At 67.5% G+C, this 13475-nt stretch carries 13 protein-coding genes and 1 pseudogene; 7 read left to right on the top strand and 7 right to left on the bottom strand.

Annotated elements, in window-relative coordinates:
• Window positions 1-54: 54 nt before the first annotated feature.
• From ACSNOH_RS02185 to ACSNOH_RS02160, 6 genes are all read right to left on the bottom strand, one after another.
• Entirely contained in the window at window positions 55-516 is a 462-nt protein-coding gene (locus ACSNOH_RS02185; protein WP_436719427.1) for an NUDIX hydrolase, read from the bottom strand.
• Between the two features lie 695 nt (window positions 517-1211).
• Window positions 1212-1574, bottom strand: a complete 363-nt coding sequence (locus ACSNOH_RS02180) for a hypothetical protein (protein ID WP_436719426.1) — start codon at window positions 1572-1574, stop codon at window positions 1212-1214.
• A 334-nt stretch (window positions 1575-1908) separates the two neighbouring features.
• Window positions 1909-2736: an endonuclease/exonuclease/phosphatase family protein gene (locus ACSNOH_RS02175; RefSeq protein WP_436719425.1), complete on the bottom strand. Its 828-nt coding sequence runs from the start codon at window positions 2734-2736 to the stop codon at window positions 1909-1911.
• Between the two features lie 725 nt (window positions 2737-3461).
• Window positions 3462-4277 (bottom strand): TauD/TfdA family dioxygenase, encoded by an 816-nt coding sequence (locus tag ACSNOH_RS02170; protein WP_436719424.1) that lies wholly within the window; start codon window positions 4275-4277, stop codon window positions 3462-3464.
• On the bottom strand, window positions 4274-4795 hold the full coding sequence (locus tag ACSNOH_RS02165) for an ATP-binding protein (protein ID WP_436719423.1): 522 nt from the start codon (window positions 4793-4795) through the stop codon (window positions 4274-4276). Before ACSNOH_RS02165 ends, ACSNOH_RS02170 begins: the two co-directional genes overlap by 4 nt.
• On the bottom strand, window positions 4792-5832 hold the full coding sequence (locus ACSNOH_RS02160) for a TauD/TfdA family dioxygenase (RefSeq protein ID WP_436719495.1): 1041 nt from the start codon (window positions 5830-5832) through the stop codon (window positions 4792-4794). Before ACSNOH_RS02160 ends, ACSNOH_RS02165 begins: the two co-directional genes overlap by 4 nt.
• 219 nt (window positions 5833-6051) lie before the next feature.
• Between ACSNOH_RS02160 and ACSNOH_RS02155 the strand changes: the two genes are divergently transcribed.
• The 5 genes and pseudogenes from ACSNOH_RS02155 (at window position 6052) to ACSNOH_RS02135 (ending at window position 10818) form a co-directional block, all read left to right on the top strand.
• Window positions 6052-7107 (top strand): Tat pathway signal protein, encoded by a 1056-nt coding sequence (locus ACSNOH_RS02155; protein WP_436719422.1) that lies wholly within the window; start codon window positions 6052-6054, stop codon window positions 7105-7107.
• Window positions 7108-7183: 76 nt separating this feature from the next.
• Complete coding sequence (locus tag ACSNOH_RS02150; protein WP_436719421.1) at window positions 7184-7669, top strand: SAM-dependent methyltransferase; 486 nt, start codon at window positions 7184-7186, stop codon at window positions 7667-7669.
• Between the two features lie 773 nt (window positions 7670-8442).
• Window positions 8443-8930 (top strand): annotated as a pseudogene (locus tag ACSNOH_RS02145) (helix-turn-helix domain-containing protein); the annotation flags it as partial.
• A gap of 473 nt (window positions 8931-9403) precedes the next feature.
• Window positions 9404-10009, top strand: coding sequence for a hypothetical protein (locus ACSNOH_RS02140; protein ID WP_436719420.1), 606 nt, complete (start codon window positions 9404-9406; stop codon window positions 10007-10009).
• Window positions 10010-10557: 548 nt separating this feature from the next.
• On the top strand, window positions 10558-10818 hold the full coding sequence (locus ACSNOH_RS02135; protein WP_436719419.1) for a hypothetical protein: 261 nt from the start codon (window positions 10558-10560) through the stop codon (window positions 10816-10818).
• 197 nt (window positions 10819-11015) lie between these two features.
• Here the strand turns inward: ACSNOH_RS02135 and ACSNOH_RS02130 are convergent, their stop codons facing one another.
• Entirely contained in the window at window positions 11016-11387 is a 372-nt protein-coding gene (locus ACSNOH_RS02130) for a MerR family transcriptional regulator (protein WP_436719418.1), read from the bottom strand.
• 92 nt (window positions 11388-11479) lie between these two features.
• Here ACSNOH_RS02130 and ACSNOH_RS02125 point away from each other — a divergent pair, with 92 nt between their 5' ends.
• Both ACSNOH_RS02125 and ACSNOH_RS02120 read left to right on the top strand, forming a co-directional pair.
• Window positions 11480-12685, top strand: coding sequence for an MFS transporter (locus tag ACSNOH_RS02125; RefSeq protein ID WP_436719417.1), 1206 nt, complete (start codon window positions 11480-11482; stop codon window positions 12683-12685).
• 160 nt (window positions 12686-12845) lie between these two features.
• Window positions 12846-13124, top strand: coding sequence for an NUDIX domain-containing protein (locus ACSNOH_RS02120; protein WP_436719416.1), 279 nt, complete (start codon window positions 12846-12848; stop codon window positions 13122-13124).
• Window positions 13125-13475 lie beyond the last annotated feature (351 nt).

The following is a 13475-nucleotide window of genomic DNA, read 5'->3' as shown; positions in this document are numbered from 1 at the left end:
CTCAGCCGTTCTTCGCACTTGGAGCGGTGCTCGCCCGTTTCTGCCTCGTCGTCTTCACGCCGCTCCTTCCGCCGGCCAGCCGTGCTCGGACAGCAGGGCACCGGCGCAGAACTGCTTCAGGACGGCGGCGGTGTACGGCACGCAGTCCGCCGGCGGCCGTGCGGGATCCGCCCACACCAGGGCGGAGCACTTCTCCGGCTCCCGGTTAACCGGCTCGCCCGTCCACCGCTGCGCGGTGAACACCATCCCCATGCGGCCCTCGCCTTCGGGGCTGCGGTGGTGGATGGCGTGGCAGAACTCCAGATCCCGGGGCGCGATCGTGACCCCGACTTCCTCGGCGACCTCGCGAAGGGCCCCCTGGGTGACGGGCTCGCCGGTCTCCAGGTGCCCGCCGGGCGGGCACAGCAGCCCGGAGGCGTACACCGTGCCCGCCCGGCGAAGCAGCAGGACGCGCCCGTCAGCACGCACCATGAGCACCATCACGTCGACCACGAGCCGGTAGCGCGGTTTCGTCACGCCCACCTCCCCGTGGCCGTCCCAGTGCGGCGGCCAGGCGCCTGGTCGTGTTCGAATCTCAAACGCACCCCTGTGGCATTGGTGAACCGGTCCTGGTGGTGATGCACTACGCCTCCTCGTTGACGAGCGGGTCGGACGAGTGATCGGAAAACGGCCCCCGGATGGGTGTGGTCACGGCCTCCCGAGGGCGGTGTGTCGTTCAGGAATTCGAGTGACCGTCAAGCGGCCCCTGGCTGCTGGGCAGGCGGCCCGCCGGTCGATGTGCGATTCACTCCGGCGGGGCCGCTCACCCGATTCGGTACTTGCATTGCTGACGGAAACAGCCGGGCCGATGCCTTGGCCTGCCTGTCTCCGGACAGGTGGTGGTTACGGATTTGCGCGTTGATGGGTGACGCACACGGCACTGCTCTCACCGCCCCCAGACAGGCTGCTGTGGCGCAACCGACCGTCGCGGCCACCCCAGCGTGATGCCTTGCTCGAATCTTCTCCGGTCCTCGCGGAGGGGCGTAGATGCCCAGCTGCCGGGCACGGCGAATGGCGTGCCCGCGGGTGCGGGCATGGAGCGCGCCCAGGAGGTACATCTGGGCGCGCTCCACTTGCTTGCGGGCTACGACGAACGGCTGGCAGAGCGTGGGCAGCGGGAGAGCACGGGAGAGCAGCGGGGGAGCAGCGGCGTATGAGGCGAGCACGCTCAGTTACCCGGGCTTCAGCGCCGGACGCTCCCCGCCTGCGAGGGTGGGAAGCGGGAAGGCCGGGTTCTGGTACGTGGAGTGGATGAGTGCAGCCGTACGCCCCGGCACTCGCAGGACCCGTGCTGCTGCCTGGAGCAGGCGCTGTACTTCCTGTCGCGTCCTGGCCATGTCTCCGGCGACGCCTGTGTGGAAGCTGCCGAGGGCGAGCAGGGTGAGGGCCACGCCCTGCCGTGGCTCCAGGAACGAGGTTGTCCGCAGCGCCTCCAACTCGTGCTCCTCGCCGTCGGGGGAGCGGTAGTTCAGAGCGAGAAACGGACCGGCGTGCACCGGGTGCTGGAGCCGGGCGGCAACATGGACGATTCTCATGCCGCGAGGCCGGCCACAGCCGACAGCAGCCACGCCCGGTCGAACCCCGCCCGCAGTGAGAGCGCCTCACCCAGCGAGTACCGCTGCACCCCGGCCGGGTCCTCTTCTCGTGCCGCCGTTGAGCGCGTGTCCGAGGCCCCCTCGTTCCTCGTAGAGCACCGTCACCGGCAGGGAGGCCACGGAGGGCGTGCGGCACAGGAGGGGGCGGGGGTTGGTGTCGACGACGATGACGTCCAGGGGGCCGCAGTAGGTCTGGGGGCGAGCCGGTCCAGGAGGGCGCGCAGACCCCGCACCTGCCCGCGGACGGCGACCACCACCGTGACCGCGCCGCCCATCATCGCGTGCCCCGCTCGGTGCGCGGGGTGGTGGCGACGGTGGCCTCGACCGGCAGGTGATCCGACAGGCCCCGGGTGACCTCGGTGTCGTGCACCGTGATATCGAGGACATAGAGGACAACGGGGGCGGCGAGGCGGTTGGCGAGAATGAAGTCCGACCGATGGTTCAGGAGTTCTTCGGAGCCCCAGTAGCCGGCCGTGCGCTGCGGGGGCCGGTCGAGCAGCTCGTAGGGGTCGGCGAACCCGGCAGCGGTCAGATGGCCGATCGCGCGCCGGTCCGTGGCGCCGAAGCTGCCGTCGGTGTTGGTGAGGCAGTGGCGGCTGCGGAGGTTTCTCGGGATCTTCGACCAGTCCGGCTCCTCGTCGTGGAGGCCGATGGTGTTCAGGTCGCCGGCCAGGAACACGCGCTGGCCGTTGCCTTCGTAGTCGTCGGCGTACCCGGTCAGCCACCGTGCCTCGGCGAGCCGCTCCTCCCCGCCGAGGAAGCACAGGTGGGTGCCCAGGATCGTCACCCGCTGCGGGGCATCCTTGAGGTACACGACCAGCCGTGCCAGCCCGTGGTAGAAGGCACCCCGGCAGGCGTCCGGGTCGTAGGCGTACACGCGCACGGTCTCCGGGCGGATCAGCACCGCGAGGTGATTGCCGCGACCCCGCGCGGAGAGCACCGGCGGCAGGGCGATCATGCCGAGGCCGTCCGCCAGCTCCCACAACCGCCACCAGCCACCCTCCTCCCAGCCCCGCAACTCCGAGACCACCAGCACGTCCGGAACCCGGCTCGCCAGAAAACGCCGCTTGCCCCCGCCGCCGCTGCTCGTCGCCGCCCGCATCGATGCCCCCGGTCCCGGTGTTGTAGACGATGATCCGCGCGCTGGAAGAAGGGTCCAGATGCGAGGGCAGCACCGGGTCACGGCCCCCGGGCGAGGCGCTCGTGGCGGGCGTGGGGTGGGCCGGTACGGGAGTGAGCCCACGGGGGCGGTCGGGCAGTGAGCGCACGTGGGCCGACGGCGACGGTCCGTGAAGGCCGGTCTGCTGCGTGCTCGTGGAACGGGCCAGCATGGCGATATGTCCCTATGTCCCTTGATCGATTCGGAGAAGTGCGCTGATACGCCGCGGCGCTTGCCGGGCGCTGAGCGGTAGTCCGTCCGGTGATTCGGGCCCCCGTCAGCGCGGCAGGAACTTGGTGCTTCCGGACGCACAGCGCGAAAGGTCTGCAAGTGCCGGGTCTAGGTGAGGACGGCCGGCAGCAGGCCGAGCCCGAAGATCCACGGAACGCCGCACAAGAGCAGCAGCCGCCTGGTGCGCGGGCGCCGGTGGCGGGCCCGGGCGTGACGTCTACGCCGCGGCAGGGGGCGCTGAACCGGCGGAGGGCGCCAGGACGGCACCGACGCCACGCACGTCGGCACCGGCACGGGTGCGGGCCCGGGGTTCGGCTCGGGGCACCAGCGGTGCAAGGCGTCCCAAAGACGTTCGAGGTCTTCCGTCGAGACGGGCTCCGTCGCTCCCAGCGCCTGTTGGAAGCCCTCGCGGGCAGCGGCTTCGATGCGTTCGCGGTTCACCCTGTGCTCGCCTCCGGCCAGGTTTCGCTGCCCGGAGGCGGGAGCAGCTGCCCTTCGGCCCGGTAGAAGAGCCGGTTGCCGGTGAACCCTGTCCGGCCGTGCAGCCAGCGGGCGTTATCCAGCAGCACGGCCTCGCCGGAACGTAAGGAAATCGCCTGCTGGTGCCGGGCCAGCAGGGAGCGCAGCACCGGCACATACGGCTGGGTGTGTTCGGGCCACCGCAGGAACCCGTCCTGCCGTAATCGCACGGCGCTCAGCCGGCCGGCCCGGATCTTGAAGACCGGGGCGAAGAACGCCTGCGTCCCAGACCCGAAGTACGCGGCCCTCGGCAGGGAGAGGGCCTGTGCGGCGTCCGGCCGCGACCGTAGAAGATCAACGTTGAGGGCCCGGCCGTCGGCCAGCAGCACCTCCCCGCCCGTCCGTGCCTTCTGCGCGCAGGCCAGCAGGACCAGGCGTGGCGACCAGCGCAGCGTGGCCCCGCATGTATGCAGATCCACCGGCCCCCGGGTCAGGACCGCACCGTCAATGCGGTGCGCGTGCTCACGCGTATCGCATATCCCGTGCAGCCCGTACGGCCCCGCTCCCGGGTACGGGCTGGTGTCCATCACCTGGGCTGCGAAGTCGGCGACGTCCTGCGCCGTCGTGAGCCCGGTCAAGGTCACCAGACCGGTCCGCTCAAGCTGTTCAACGATCACCTTGAGCCCGTCGCCGTCCCAGCCGGTGACCAAATGGGCCTTGAACAGCCGTGGGCTACGGCGCTGACGGGGCTGGCCATTGATCTTCGGGGCCGCCGAAGCGTGGGCAGAGCTCATCGGGCGCCCCGGCTTCCGCTCACGGCGACGTAGGCCCACATGGAGAACTGCCCGGGGCCCACCCGGCGCCGCCCCCAGCAGCCGCCACTCAGCTCCTCGACGAGCAGCAGCCCGCGACCGTGCTCCGACTTGCCGTCGTCCACTGAGCCGGACGGTCGGGCGGCAACGGCTGCGGACTCTTCCTTGCTGCCTCCGTCCTCGACCTCGATGAGCACGCCCGCGCGGCCCTGCGTGATCTGCAAGCTGATCTCGCCACCGGGGCTGGGCACAGCGTGCTGGACGGCGTTGGTCAGTAGCTCGGTGGCGCAGAGCTCTGCGACGAAGACCGGTTCCTCGGCGACGCCCCACCGGGTGAGGGTCTGATTCACCGCACGGCGGGCATCGCTGACCGCGCTCGCTTGCGGCGCAACGCTCATCGCCTGGAGGCGCTGAGCCCGCAGGCGGGGGCGCTTGCGCAGCGCGGGAACCGTCGGGGACACCTGGGGCAGGGAGGCTGATGAGGCCGTTGCGACGCTCATGCCGCACCGCCCGCACTGGCGGGGATGAAACCCGGGGGAGCGGGAGTACTCGGATAGCCCAGGGCCCGGTAGCAGCGTCGGGCGCCCTTGAACGCGGTGCGGGCGTGCAGCCACCGGTGGTTGTCGATCAGGTATCGCTGGCCGGCTTCCAAGGGCAGCATCTGCTGGTTCCGCTCGGTCGCCATCCGGAACTCGTGCAGGTGCATCTGCGCCAGGGGATTCCAGCGGACGAGGCTGTCCTGCCGGTAGCGCACCGAGACCCACCTGCCTTCGTGGTGGGCGAAGGCAGGGGCGAAGACCCAGGTGCTCGGACCGAAGAACCCCGCACGCGGGCCGGACAGGACAGTCACCGCGTCCGGGTGCCGCTCCGCGAGCTCCGCGTAGGGCGTGCGGCTGTCCACGAGCAGGGCCTGCCCGCCCCGGGAAGCGGGCTGCGTACACACCAGCAGCACCAGCCGGGGAGGGCTTTGCAGCGCTGTGCCTTCGGTGTGTAAGGACAGCTCCTCGTTGGTGAGCCCGGCGAAGCCGGGGCGTTCGTCATGCCGGCCGGTGTTGTAGATCGCCGCGAGACCGTCTGGGCCGCTGTTCCGCTGGCGCTGGATAACCATGATTTGTTGGGAGAAGGCCAGCACAGCGGCGTGGGTGGTCAGCCCGCCCAGGGTGACCAGACCAGCAGAGCGCAGCCGGTCGGCCACCCTCTTCACCACACAGTGCAACCCCAGGCCTACGAAGTGGGCGGCAAAGGGATCCGCCCCGAGCGCGAACTTCCCTGCCAACTCGGGTGAGTTCACCGGGTACTCCCTCAGGGCAAAGACGTTATTGGGTACGTTGAGCGAACCGCGAAAGGCACCGGGCGGGTATGACGTCAAGGGCTGGAGTGCGGCTAAAGCTGCTAAAGATCGTTTTCCAGGCAGGGGCGGGCTGTGGCGCGTACACGAAACGGCCAACTGGCGGCCGTCATCGCAGAAGCCGGCTGGTCGCAGGCACAGGTAGCGGCGCGCTTCGTCCGAGTGGCCGCCGAAGTCGGCGCCGACCATCTCACGCACGTCACCCGCTCCCACGTCTCGCAGTGGGTTCTGGGGTCGCAGCCTGAAGGGCAGGCGGGCCCTATCTTGTGCGAGACGCTGTCGCGAGGGCTCAGACGCACGGTCACGCCATCCGAGATCGGTCTTCGGCCGTCGGACACCTACGCGCCAACCGCTCCTGAGTGGAGCGTCGACACACGGACGGTGCTGTGGGACCTCGGGAGCAGTGACTTGGACATCAACCGCAGACAAGCCCTGACCAACACCGCCTACTCGCTGGCCGGCCTTGCCCTGCCCGGACCGCACTGGTGGGACGACGCCCCCGGACGGGCCAGCAGCCGCCCGCCAGCATCCAAACGCGTGATCGGTAGCGCCGACGTCGAAGCCATCCAGGAGATGACGGCCTTCTTCTCCCGGCGCGACCAGCGACGCGGCGGCGCCGACGGGCGTCCCGCCGTGGTCGCCCACCTGCGCTCCAGTGTCGCTGACGCCCTCAACGGCACGTTCCCCAGCGAACGCCTGCGGCGCGATCTGTTTTCCGCAGCAGGAGAACTGACCTACCTCAGCGGATGGATGGCCTTTGACGCCTCCCAGCAGTCCACCGCTCAGGCGTACTTCACGCTCGCCGTACGTCTGGCCGCCGAAGCCGACGACCCACCGCTGGCTGGGCACATCCTGCGCGCCATGGCCCACCAGGCCGTCGACCTCGGCCACTCCCGACAAGCGCTCGACCTGGCCGAAGCCTCCGTCCATCGCAACCGGTACCGCCTCGCCACGCCCCGCGAGAAGGCTCTCCTCGGAGTCGTCCACGCCCGCGCCCTGGCCGTCGCTGGCCAAAGGCAGGCCGCCGTGGCCGCCTTGCTGCGTGCTGAGAATGACCTGAGCTCCGCCCACGAGGGAATCGAGGAACCCGGCCGGACCTTCTTCTTCTCGGAAGCATCCCTGGCCCACGAGACCGCCTGCGCACTGCGAGACATGGGCGACCTGAAGGGAGCACAGCAGCAGTTCAAACGCAGTGTGCGCACCCGCAAGGCGGAAACCTTCAGCCGCACGCACGCCGTGACCCTGGGCTATCTCGGAGCTGTCCAGGCCCGGCAAGGCAACGTTGAGGCTGCCTGCGCGACCTGGTCGAGGGCCCTGGACGCGATGGACGGTGTTCAGTCTGGCCGCGCCCGCGACACCGTGGTCACCATGCGCAGGGTGCTGTCGCCCTTCCGTCACCGGGGTATCGTCGCCGCCACCGAGCTGGATACCCGAGCCCGGGGGATCTTGGACACAGTAGCCTGACGCGACCATGAGGAGCGAGGATTCCCGAGACCGGGCCCCGTGCTCCCCGCAGCGTCCAGCGGAAGAGGGGAATGTGATGACCGAGCCGATCACCGTCGAGCCTGTCGCAACAGTCGTGGGCGGACGCATTGAGCCCACTGACGACTACTGGGGAGGCACCCAGTCGATCATCCGTATCGACCCCGATCGGTTCCCCGTCGACAGCGTTCAGGGCCTGGAGGAGTTCTCCCACCTCGTCGTCGTGTACCGCTTCCACCTGATCGACCCGTCCGAGGTGCACCTCGGGGCACGGAGCCCCAGGAACAACCCCGACTGGCCGGCCACCGGAACGTTCGTCCACCGGAACATGAAGAGGCCCAACCGCCTGGGCATGTCCTTCCCCCGGCTCCTCAAAGTTGACGGCCTCGACCTGCACGTGACCGACCTTGATGCCATCGACGGCACCCCGGTCATCGACATCGCCCCGTGGTTCGCCGAATTCGGGCCGCGCGGCCAGGTCAGCCAACCAGCCTGGCCTACGCAAATGCTGGAGAACTACTGGTCGCTTCCGACGGAGGGCTGAAGCACAGGGCGCGCTGCCCCCTCCGTAACCCCGCCCGCGAGGCCATCAGGTTCCAAAGACCTGCACGCGGAAGTCGTAGAGCCTGGGCCGAGTAAGCGGGCGTTAGCACGCTGCCTCCTGCTGTGTGTCCGCTGACGTTTGGACTCACGACTCGGTCTCCAGGGCTGGCACGGGGCGTGTCCGCGCGGCCGGCCCGGGGAGCCACTCGAGCCTGGGCGCCTGCGGTGGGCCGGGTCAGGGGTGGCCTTGCGGGCGATCAGGAGACGGGCGCCCGTCTCCGAGATGCGTTTGCCCCTCACTTCGGCTATGGCCTGGGGACCAGGTGGGAGGCGGAGGGCAGCGCGACGCCGTAGACGCCGGGCACCTCCAGCGTGTCCATCAGCCCGGTGAGCGTCGCTGAGGTGACCTTGGCAACGCGTTCGGTGAACAGTCCAGAGAAGGTCAGCTCATGCCGACGGCAGTACTCGGCCGGCGACTGCTCGAGGGCTGCCTCGCGTTCCGCGGGGACGTTGACCAGCCGCAGGAAGCCGTAGACGAACCGGGCCGCTGACGTGGCGCTGCTCGGTAAGGGGTTCCATGGAGGTGACCGTCCAAGAGATGAGGAGGTGGCGACATTGGAGCGCTGCCCGGTGAACAGAAGGCTGTGACCTGCGTGTTGAAGCGTTCTCCCATGTGGGCGGCAGCGAAATGACGTGTTGTTGCACTTGTGTTGCACTTGCGTCCCCCCGCATGCGTGCGTCGTGCTTGCATGAGCTCTCGGAAGGGAGCGACGCGTGGCGACCGTGCACCACTGGACCGATTTGGAGGCTCGGGCCCTGCGGCTTGCCCTGCGGATGAGCATCCGCGCGTTCGCCGAGCATCTCGGCGTCGCCGTGGGAACCGTCTCCAAGTGGGAGAAACACCGGGCGGCGACGGAGCCTCGCCCGGACACTCAGGCGATCTTGGATACCGCGCTCGCCCGCGCGGATGCGGCTGTGCATCTGCGGTTCGAGACGTTCCTCTCCGAAGTCGGCGGACCGCCCAGGTTATCTGCCGCGTCACCTCGGCCGGCCCCAGGACCTGGGAATACGAATCGTGGACCGACGACCTCGATCGGGCCATCGTCGCCTTAAGCCGCCAGAACTTCGCCTTCGCCGGCAATCTGCTCGGTCGATGGTTGAACCGCTTCCAGCCAGACGAGCTGGACGACAAGGGCCTGTACCTCCTCGCCCGCTCGACCGCTCTCCTCGGCGATCTCAAGCGCGACCCGGGTGCGGTGGTCCGAACGATCCTGGAGGACGATCTGCCGCCGCCATCGAGCCTCTCCTGGCCAAACCACCCGTCTGCGTCACATCCGCTGCCTCATGTTCGAACATCTCAGCGGCCTGCCCGGCGACCTCGCACCCCCGGCATTCGCCACTACCACCAGCGAAATCCGCGCCGACCTGGCGCACTACACCAGCCAGATCACCCCCGAGATCGCGCACGAACTCGACCACGAGGCCAGTTCCTTCCTCGCTCGTCACGGAATCCGTGATGGACCCCTCACTTGGCAGTCGCCCATCTCTCTCCTGGACGGGATGCAGCTGCCCGGCCCTGATCCGGCAGAGGTCGACATCAGCACGCTGCACCACCTGGTCCGTGAGCGCAGTCTCCCGCCTGGAGTAGCCGCTGAGCGCCTAGGAACCACGATCGATGTGTCCGCTATCTCCTGGATGCGCACCCAGCACTTGCCCCACCCGCGCCCCTCGCGGCGTGGCCAGCAATGTCGAAAGCTCTGGACGCCCCCCCCCGCGCGAGGAACTGGTACGGCTTCACGAAGAGCAGCGCCTCACCCTCGGAGAGATCGAAGCTCGCAGCGGCGTCAACCACCAGATGATCAGCAAACTCGCAAAGTTCTACGACGTCCGTCTCCGTTACCCACGACATCACCGAATCAGCGTGACTCGGGAGTGGCTTTATGAGCAGTACGTCACCCATCGCCGGTCTCTGCACGATATCGCCCGTCAGCTGGGTGTCGGCCGATCAACCTTGGGTGCCTGGATGAAGGATCACAAGATCCCGACGCGGCGCACAGGAGGACGCGAAACAGCCCTTGCCCAAACACGCAGGCTCATCGAAGGAGGCGACCAAGCCCCCAGCCTTCTGCGACCAACGCTCTTCAGCGCGGCAGCACTCCGACGCCTAGAACACTTCGCGGCCACAAGCCGCCACCCCAGCTCAAAGCCGCAGCAGTCTGCCGGCATGGACGTCGGCACTTTCGCGGCCCAAACCCGGCGCCTCGAACGAGACCTCGGGGGAACAGTGCTGATCCTCGGGACCCAACAGCAGCCCTTGAGGCTCACTCCCTTCGGCGAGTAAGTCCTCGAAGCCCTCCACGCCTTCAAGGCCGCCAGCGCGGCGGTGACGAGACCGCGAGAGGAAATGGCAAGGAACTGAGACTGCAGCCGAATAACATGGCTTGAGACAACGAGAGACCGCCCTGGTCACAGCCTCGGCGAATGACATCAGAATTGAGACCCTACAACCGTTCTGTAGGGTCTCAAAAGCCTTGGCAGAATCTCACGGCAGTCGGCAGATGGATGGCAGAAATGCCACTGTCGTGAGACTCGCAGTTGTCCTGTCGCATTGAAGCTGTCGGATTCTCACCGCTTCTCGTTCGCGGTTTCGGATTCTCATTGCGTCGTGTGCTGAGCGGGGATGTTCGTCCCGTACATGGGGGTTGATCTCATTTTCCTGCTCTGGTTTTCGCTGTACCTGTCACGATCGTTCTGGCAGGTACGCGGAGCCGGCCTGAGCCGACGATTCGCGCGGATCTACACCATCCTCGGAACCCAGGACCCCTCTACCGGCACTTCTGTCTCTACCGCGAACGAGACCTCCGTGAGGCTCCGGTCTAAGTTCGACTCATGGACGACACTGAGATCACCATCAAGCTCACCCCGGACGAAGCCCTCGTCCTCTCGGACTGGCTGGAGCGAGTTCAGATGACCGACCTCAGCCGTCTGGTCGACGACCCAGCCGCGTGGGCTCCGATCCACAAGCTCACAGGGACGCTGAACAAGGCACTTCCCGGGATCTTCGCCGCTGACTACGCGGAGCGTCTGGATGCAGCACGGCGCCGCCTGAGGGAGACCATGGGCAGCTTCGTTGAAGAGCAAGACGGCTGAGTCAGCCGTCCCATCCGTCAGAACAATTCCGTGAAAGCCATGTCCGTTGAGAACGTCGAGGGCCAGCGTTCTCAATCAACGTGACATCCCACCAGGTCAGCGGCTCGCCATCTGGCAGATGCACGTCGACGGGGCAGTCGCGGATGCGGAGAAGCTGACCGAGTGGCTGGCAATAGGCTCAGCAGGCCCGACATCGGTTAGGAGGCTCGGATGTTGCGGCGTACGGCGTCGAGGTAGTCGGTGATGGCTTGGTGGTTCTTGGTGAGGCATTCGATTTTTTCGGCCATGCGGTCGCGTTCGTGTTCGAGCGTTGCGACCATGTCTGGCGTGACGTAGGGCATGTGGATCGTGCGGGGGGTGTTCAGGCAGGGCAGGATCTGCTTGATGATCCGTGTGGGCAGCCCTACATCGAGCAGGCCTCGTACCTGGAGAACCCGGTCAACGACGTACTCCTCATAGTCCCGGTATCCGTTGGGCAGTCGATTTGACTCGATCAGTTTCTGCTCCTCGTAGTAGCGCAGCAACCTCATCGGAGTCCGCGTGCGCGTCGACAGCTCACCGATCCGCATATCCCTCTCCTTGCCCTCTGTGGCTGGCGTTCTGTGACTCGGCACACACCGAGTGGACCTTCACACTAATGTCAACCATCGATGATAAGGCTATGACACGACCAGATACGCTGACGCCTCGCTCGACAACGAACGCCCGGCTCCCGCTGGCGGGTCTTCTGGCCTTGGCCGCCACCGGGTTCATTACGCTCCTGACCGAGACGATGCCCGCCGGGTTGCTTCCCGAGATGAGCCGAGACCTGGGTGTGAGCGAGGGTGCTGCCGGGCAGAGCGTCACCGTCTTCGCGATCGGGGCGATCCTCGCCGCGATCCCGCTCACCAAGGCGACGGTCGGCTGGCCGCGCCGGCACCTGCTGCTGGTGGCGATCGCAGGATTCGCGATCGCCAATACCGTCACCGCGCTCTCCGATAGCTTGGCACTTACGCTGGCCGCCCGGTTCCTCGGCGGCATCGTCGGCGGGTTGCTCTGGGCGCTGTTGGCCGGGTACGCGGTACGGATGGTTCCCCCACCTCAGCGCGGCAAGGCGATGGCGATCGCGATGGCGGGCGCAATCGTTGCCCTGTCCGTCGGAGTTCCTGCTGCGGCGCTTCTGGCCAAGCTCGTCGAGTGGCGATACGCGTTCGGGATCATGACCGCCCTCACGCTCGCGTTGATCGTGTGGGTCATCGCGGCGGTGCCGAACTTCCCCGGACAGCCCAAGGGCTCGCGGCTCCCGCTCACCCGTACCTTCCGCATTCCCGGCGTAGCGGCCGTGCTCCTCGTGACCCTCACGTTCGTGCTCGCGCACAGCATCCTCTACACCTACATCGCCCCGTTCCTCACGCCGCTCGGCATGGCAGGGCAAGTCGACGCAGTGCTGCTCACCCTCGGCCTGGTGTCGCTGGTGAGCATCTGGATCGCCGGAGCGCTCGTCCATCGGCACCTGCGCCTCCTCATGATCCTCGCGTGTGTGCTCTTCGCGACATGCACGCTGCTGCTCGGCCTCTTCTCCGGCGTGCCCACGCTCGTCTACGCCAGCGCGGCGCTCTGGGGGCTCGCGTTCGGCGGCACCTCAACCCTGCTGCAGACCGCAGCCGCCGAAGCAGCGGGCGACGCCGGCGATGTCGCCCAAGCACTCCTCACCACCGGATGGAACGTCGGAATCGCCGGTGGTGGCATCATCGGGGGCCTCGTCCTCAGCGGATTGGATGCATCCTGGCTGAGCTGGGTCGCGCTCGCACTGCTCGTCCCTGCACTCGCCACTGTGCTCATGGCACGCACACACGGGTTCACCAAGGGAGAACTCAGCAGCCGCTAAACCACCGCTGCCCGCGACCCGAGAAATGCCATGACTTTGAGACTGTCCTTCAGGACCCTGCGGTGAGACAACGGGCAAAACCGCAGGTCACTAAAGATCAACATGTCATCGAAGTCGAGACCCTACATGAAGACCGAGAAGCCGGCTACCGGAGAAGCACGTGAGCGCGTACGTACCACCGTCCTGGCCCGTGTCCGTCAAAGGCGTCGCTCTTGACGCTGCGGGCCGTGTTCTTCTGCTCCACAACGAGCGGGACGAGTGGGAGCTGCCCGGCGGGCGCCTCGAACCCACCGACCCCAGCCCCGAGCATACGGTCGAGCGGGAATTCGAAGAAGAGACGGGCTGGAGATCAAAGCCGGGCCCGTCCTCAGCGCGTGGCTGTACGAGCCGACCCCCGGCCGCCGGGTCCTCATCGTCACTTACGGCTGCACTGTCCTGAGCCCCGACGTGCAGCCGGTGATCAGCCACGAGCACAAGAAGATCGGGCTCTTCCCCGAAGGCCAGGTCTCCGGGCTGGTCATGCCGGACGGCTACAAGCAATCTGTTGCCACGTGGTTCGCAGCGTCGAGAGGAACCTGGCGTGGCTGAACCACCCGCCGCGCCATGGCACGGTCGAAGGGGTTGTCGGTTCTCATCCGGCGCTTCAGTGTCTCGTTCGACATTTCAGTATTTCAGTAGCCGCTTCAGCAAGACGTGGTGAGCATGTGGCATGTGGCATGTGGGCACATGTAGGGACCGGCGTGCCGGCGAGTCCCTGGAGGGGCCAGATGCGCGGGTGCTGGTGGGGGGA

The sequence above is a fragment of the Streptomyces sp. URMC 127 genome (assembly GCF_051386535.1).
Classification (GTDB): domain Bacteria; phylum Actinomycetota; class Actinomycetes; order Streptomycetales; family Streptomycetaceae; genus Streptomyces.
Note: the sequence above shows the minus strand (reverse complement) of the source record. Positions and strands in the feature narration are given on the sequence as shown.

Coding starts and splice junctions, on each gene's coding strand:
- ACSNOH_RS02180 (WP_436719426.1), bottom strand. CDS start 1,574: ATGAGAATCGTCCATGTTGCCGCCCGGCTCCAGCACCCGGTGCACGCC.
- ACSNOH_RS02175 (WP_436719425.1), bottom strand. CDS start 2,736: ATGCGGGCGGCGACGAGCAGCGGCGGCGGGGGCAAGCGGCGTTTTCTG.
- ACSNOH_RS02170 (WP_436719424.1), bottom strand. CDS start 4,277: ATGAGCTCTGCCCACGCTTCGGCGGCCCCGAAGATCAATGGCCAGCCC.
- ACSNOH_RS02165 (WP_436719423.1), bottom strand. CDS start 4,795: ATGAGCGTCGCAACGGCCTCATCAGCCTCCCTGCCCCAGGTGTCCCCG.
- ACSNOH_RS02160 (WP_436719495.1), bottom strand. CDS start 5,832: ATGGTCGGCGCCGACTTCGGCGGCCACTCGGACGAAGCGCGCCGCTAC.
- ACSNOH_RS02150 (WP_436719421.1), top strand. CDS start 7,184: ATGACCGAGCCGATCACCGTCGAGCCTGTCGCAACAGTCGTGGGCGGA.
- ACSNOH_RS02135 (WP_436719419.1), top strand. CDS start 10,558: ATGGACGACACTGAGATCACCATCAAGCTCACCCCGGACGAAGCCCTC.
- ACSNOH_RS02130 (WP_436719418.1), bottom strand. CDS start 11,387: ATGCGGATCGGTGAGCTGTCGACGCGCACGCGGACTCCGATGAGGTTG.
- ACSNOH_RS02125 (WP_436719417.1), top strand. CDS start 11,480: ATGACACGACCAGATACGCTGACGCCTCGCTCGACAACGAACGCCCGG.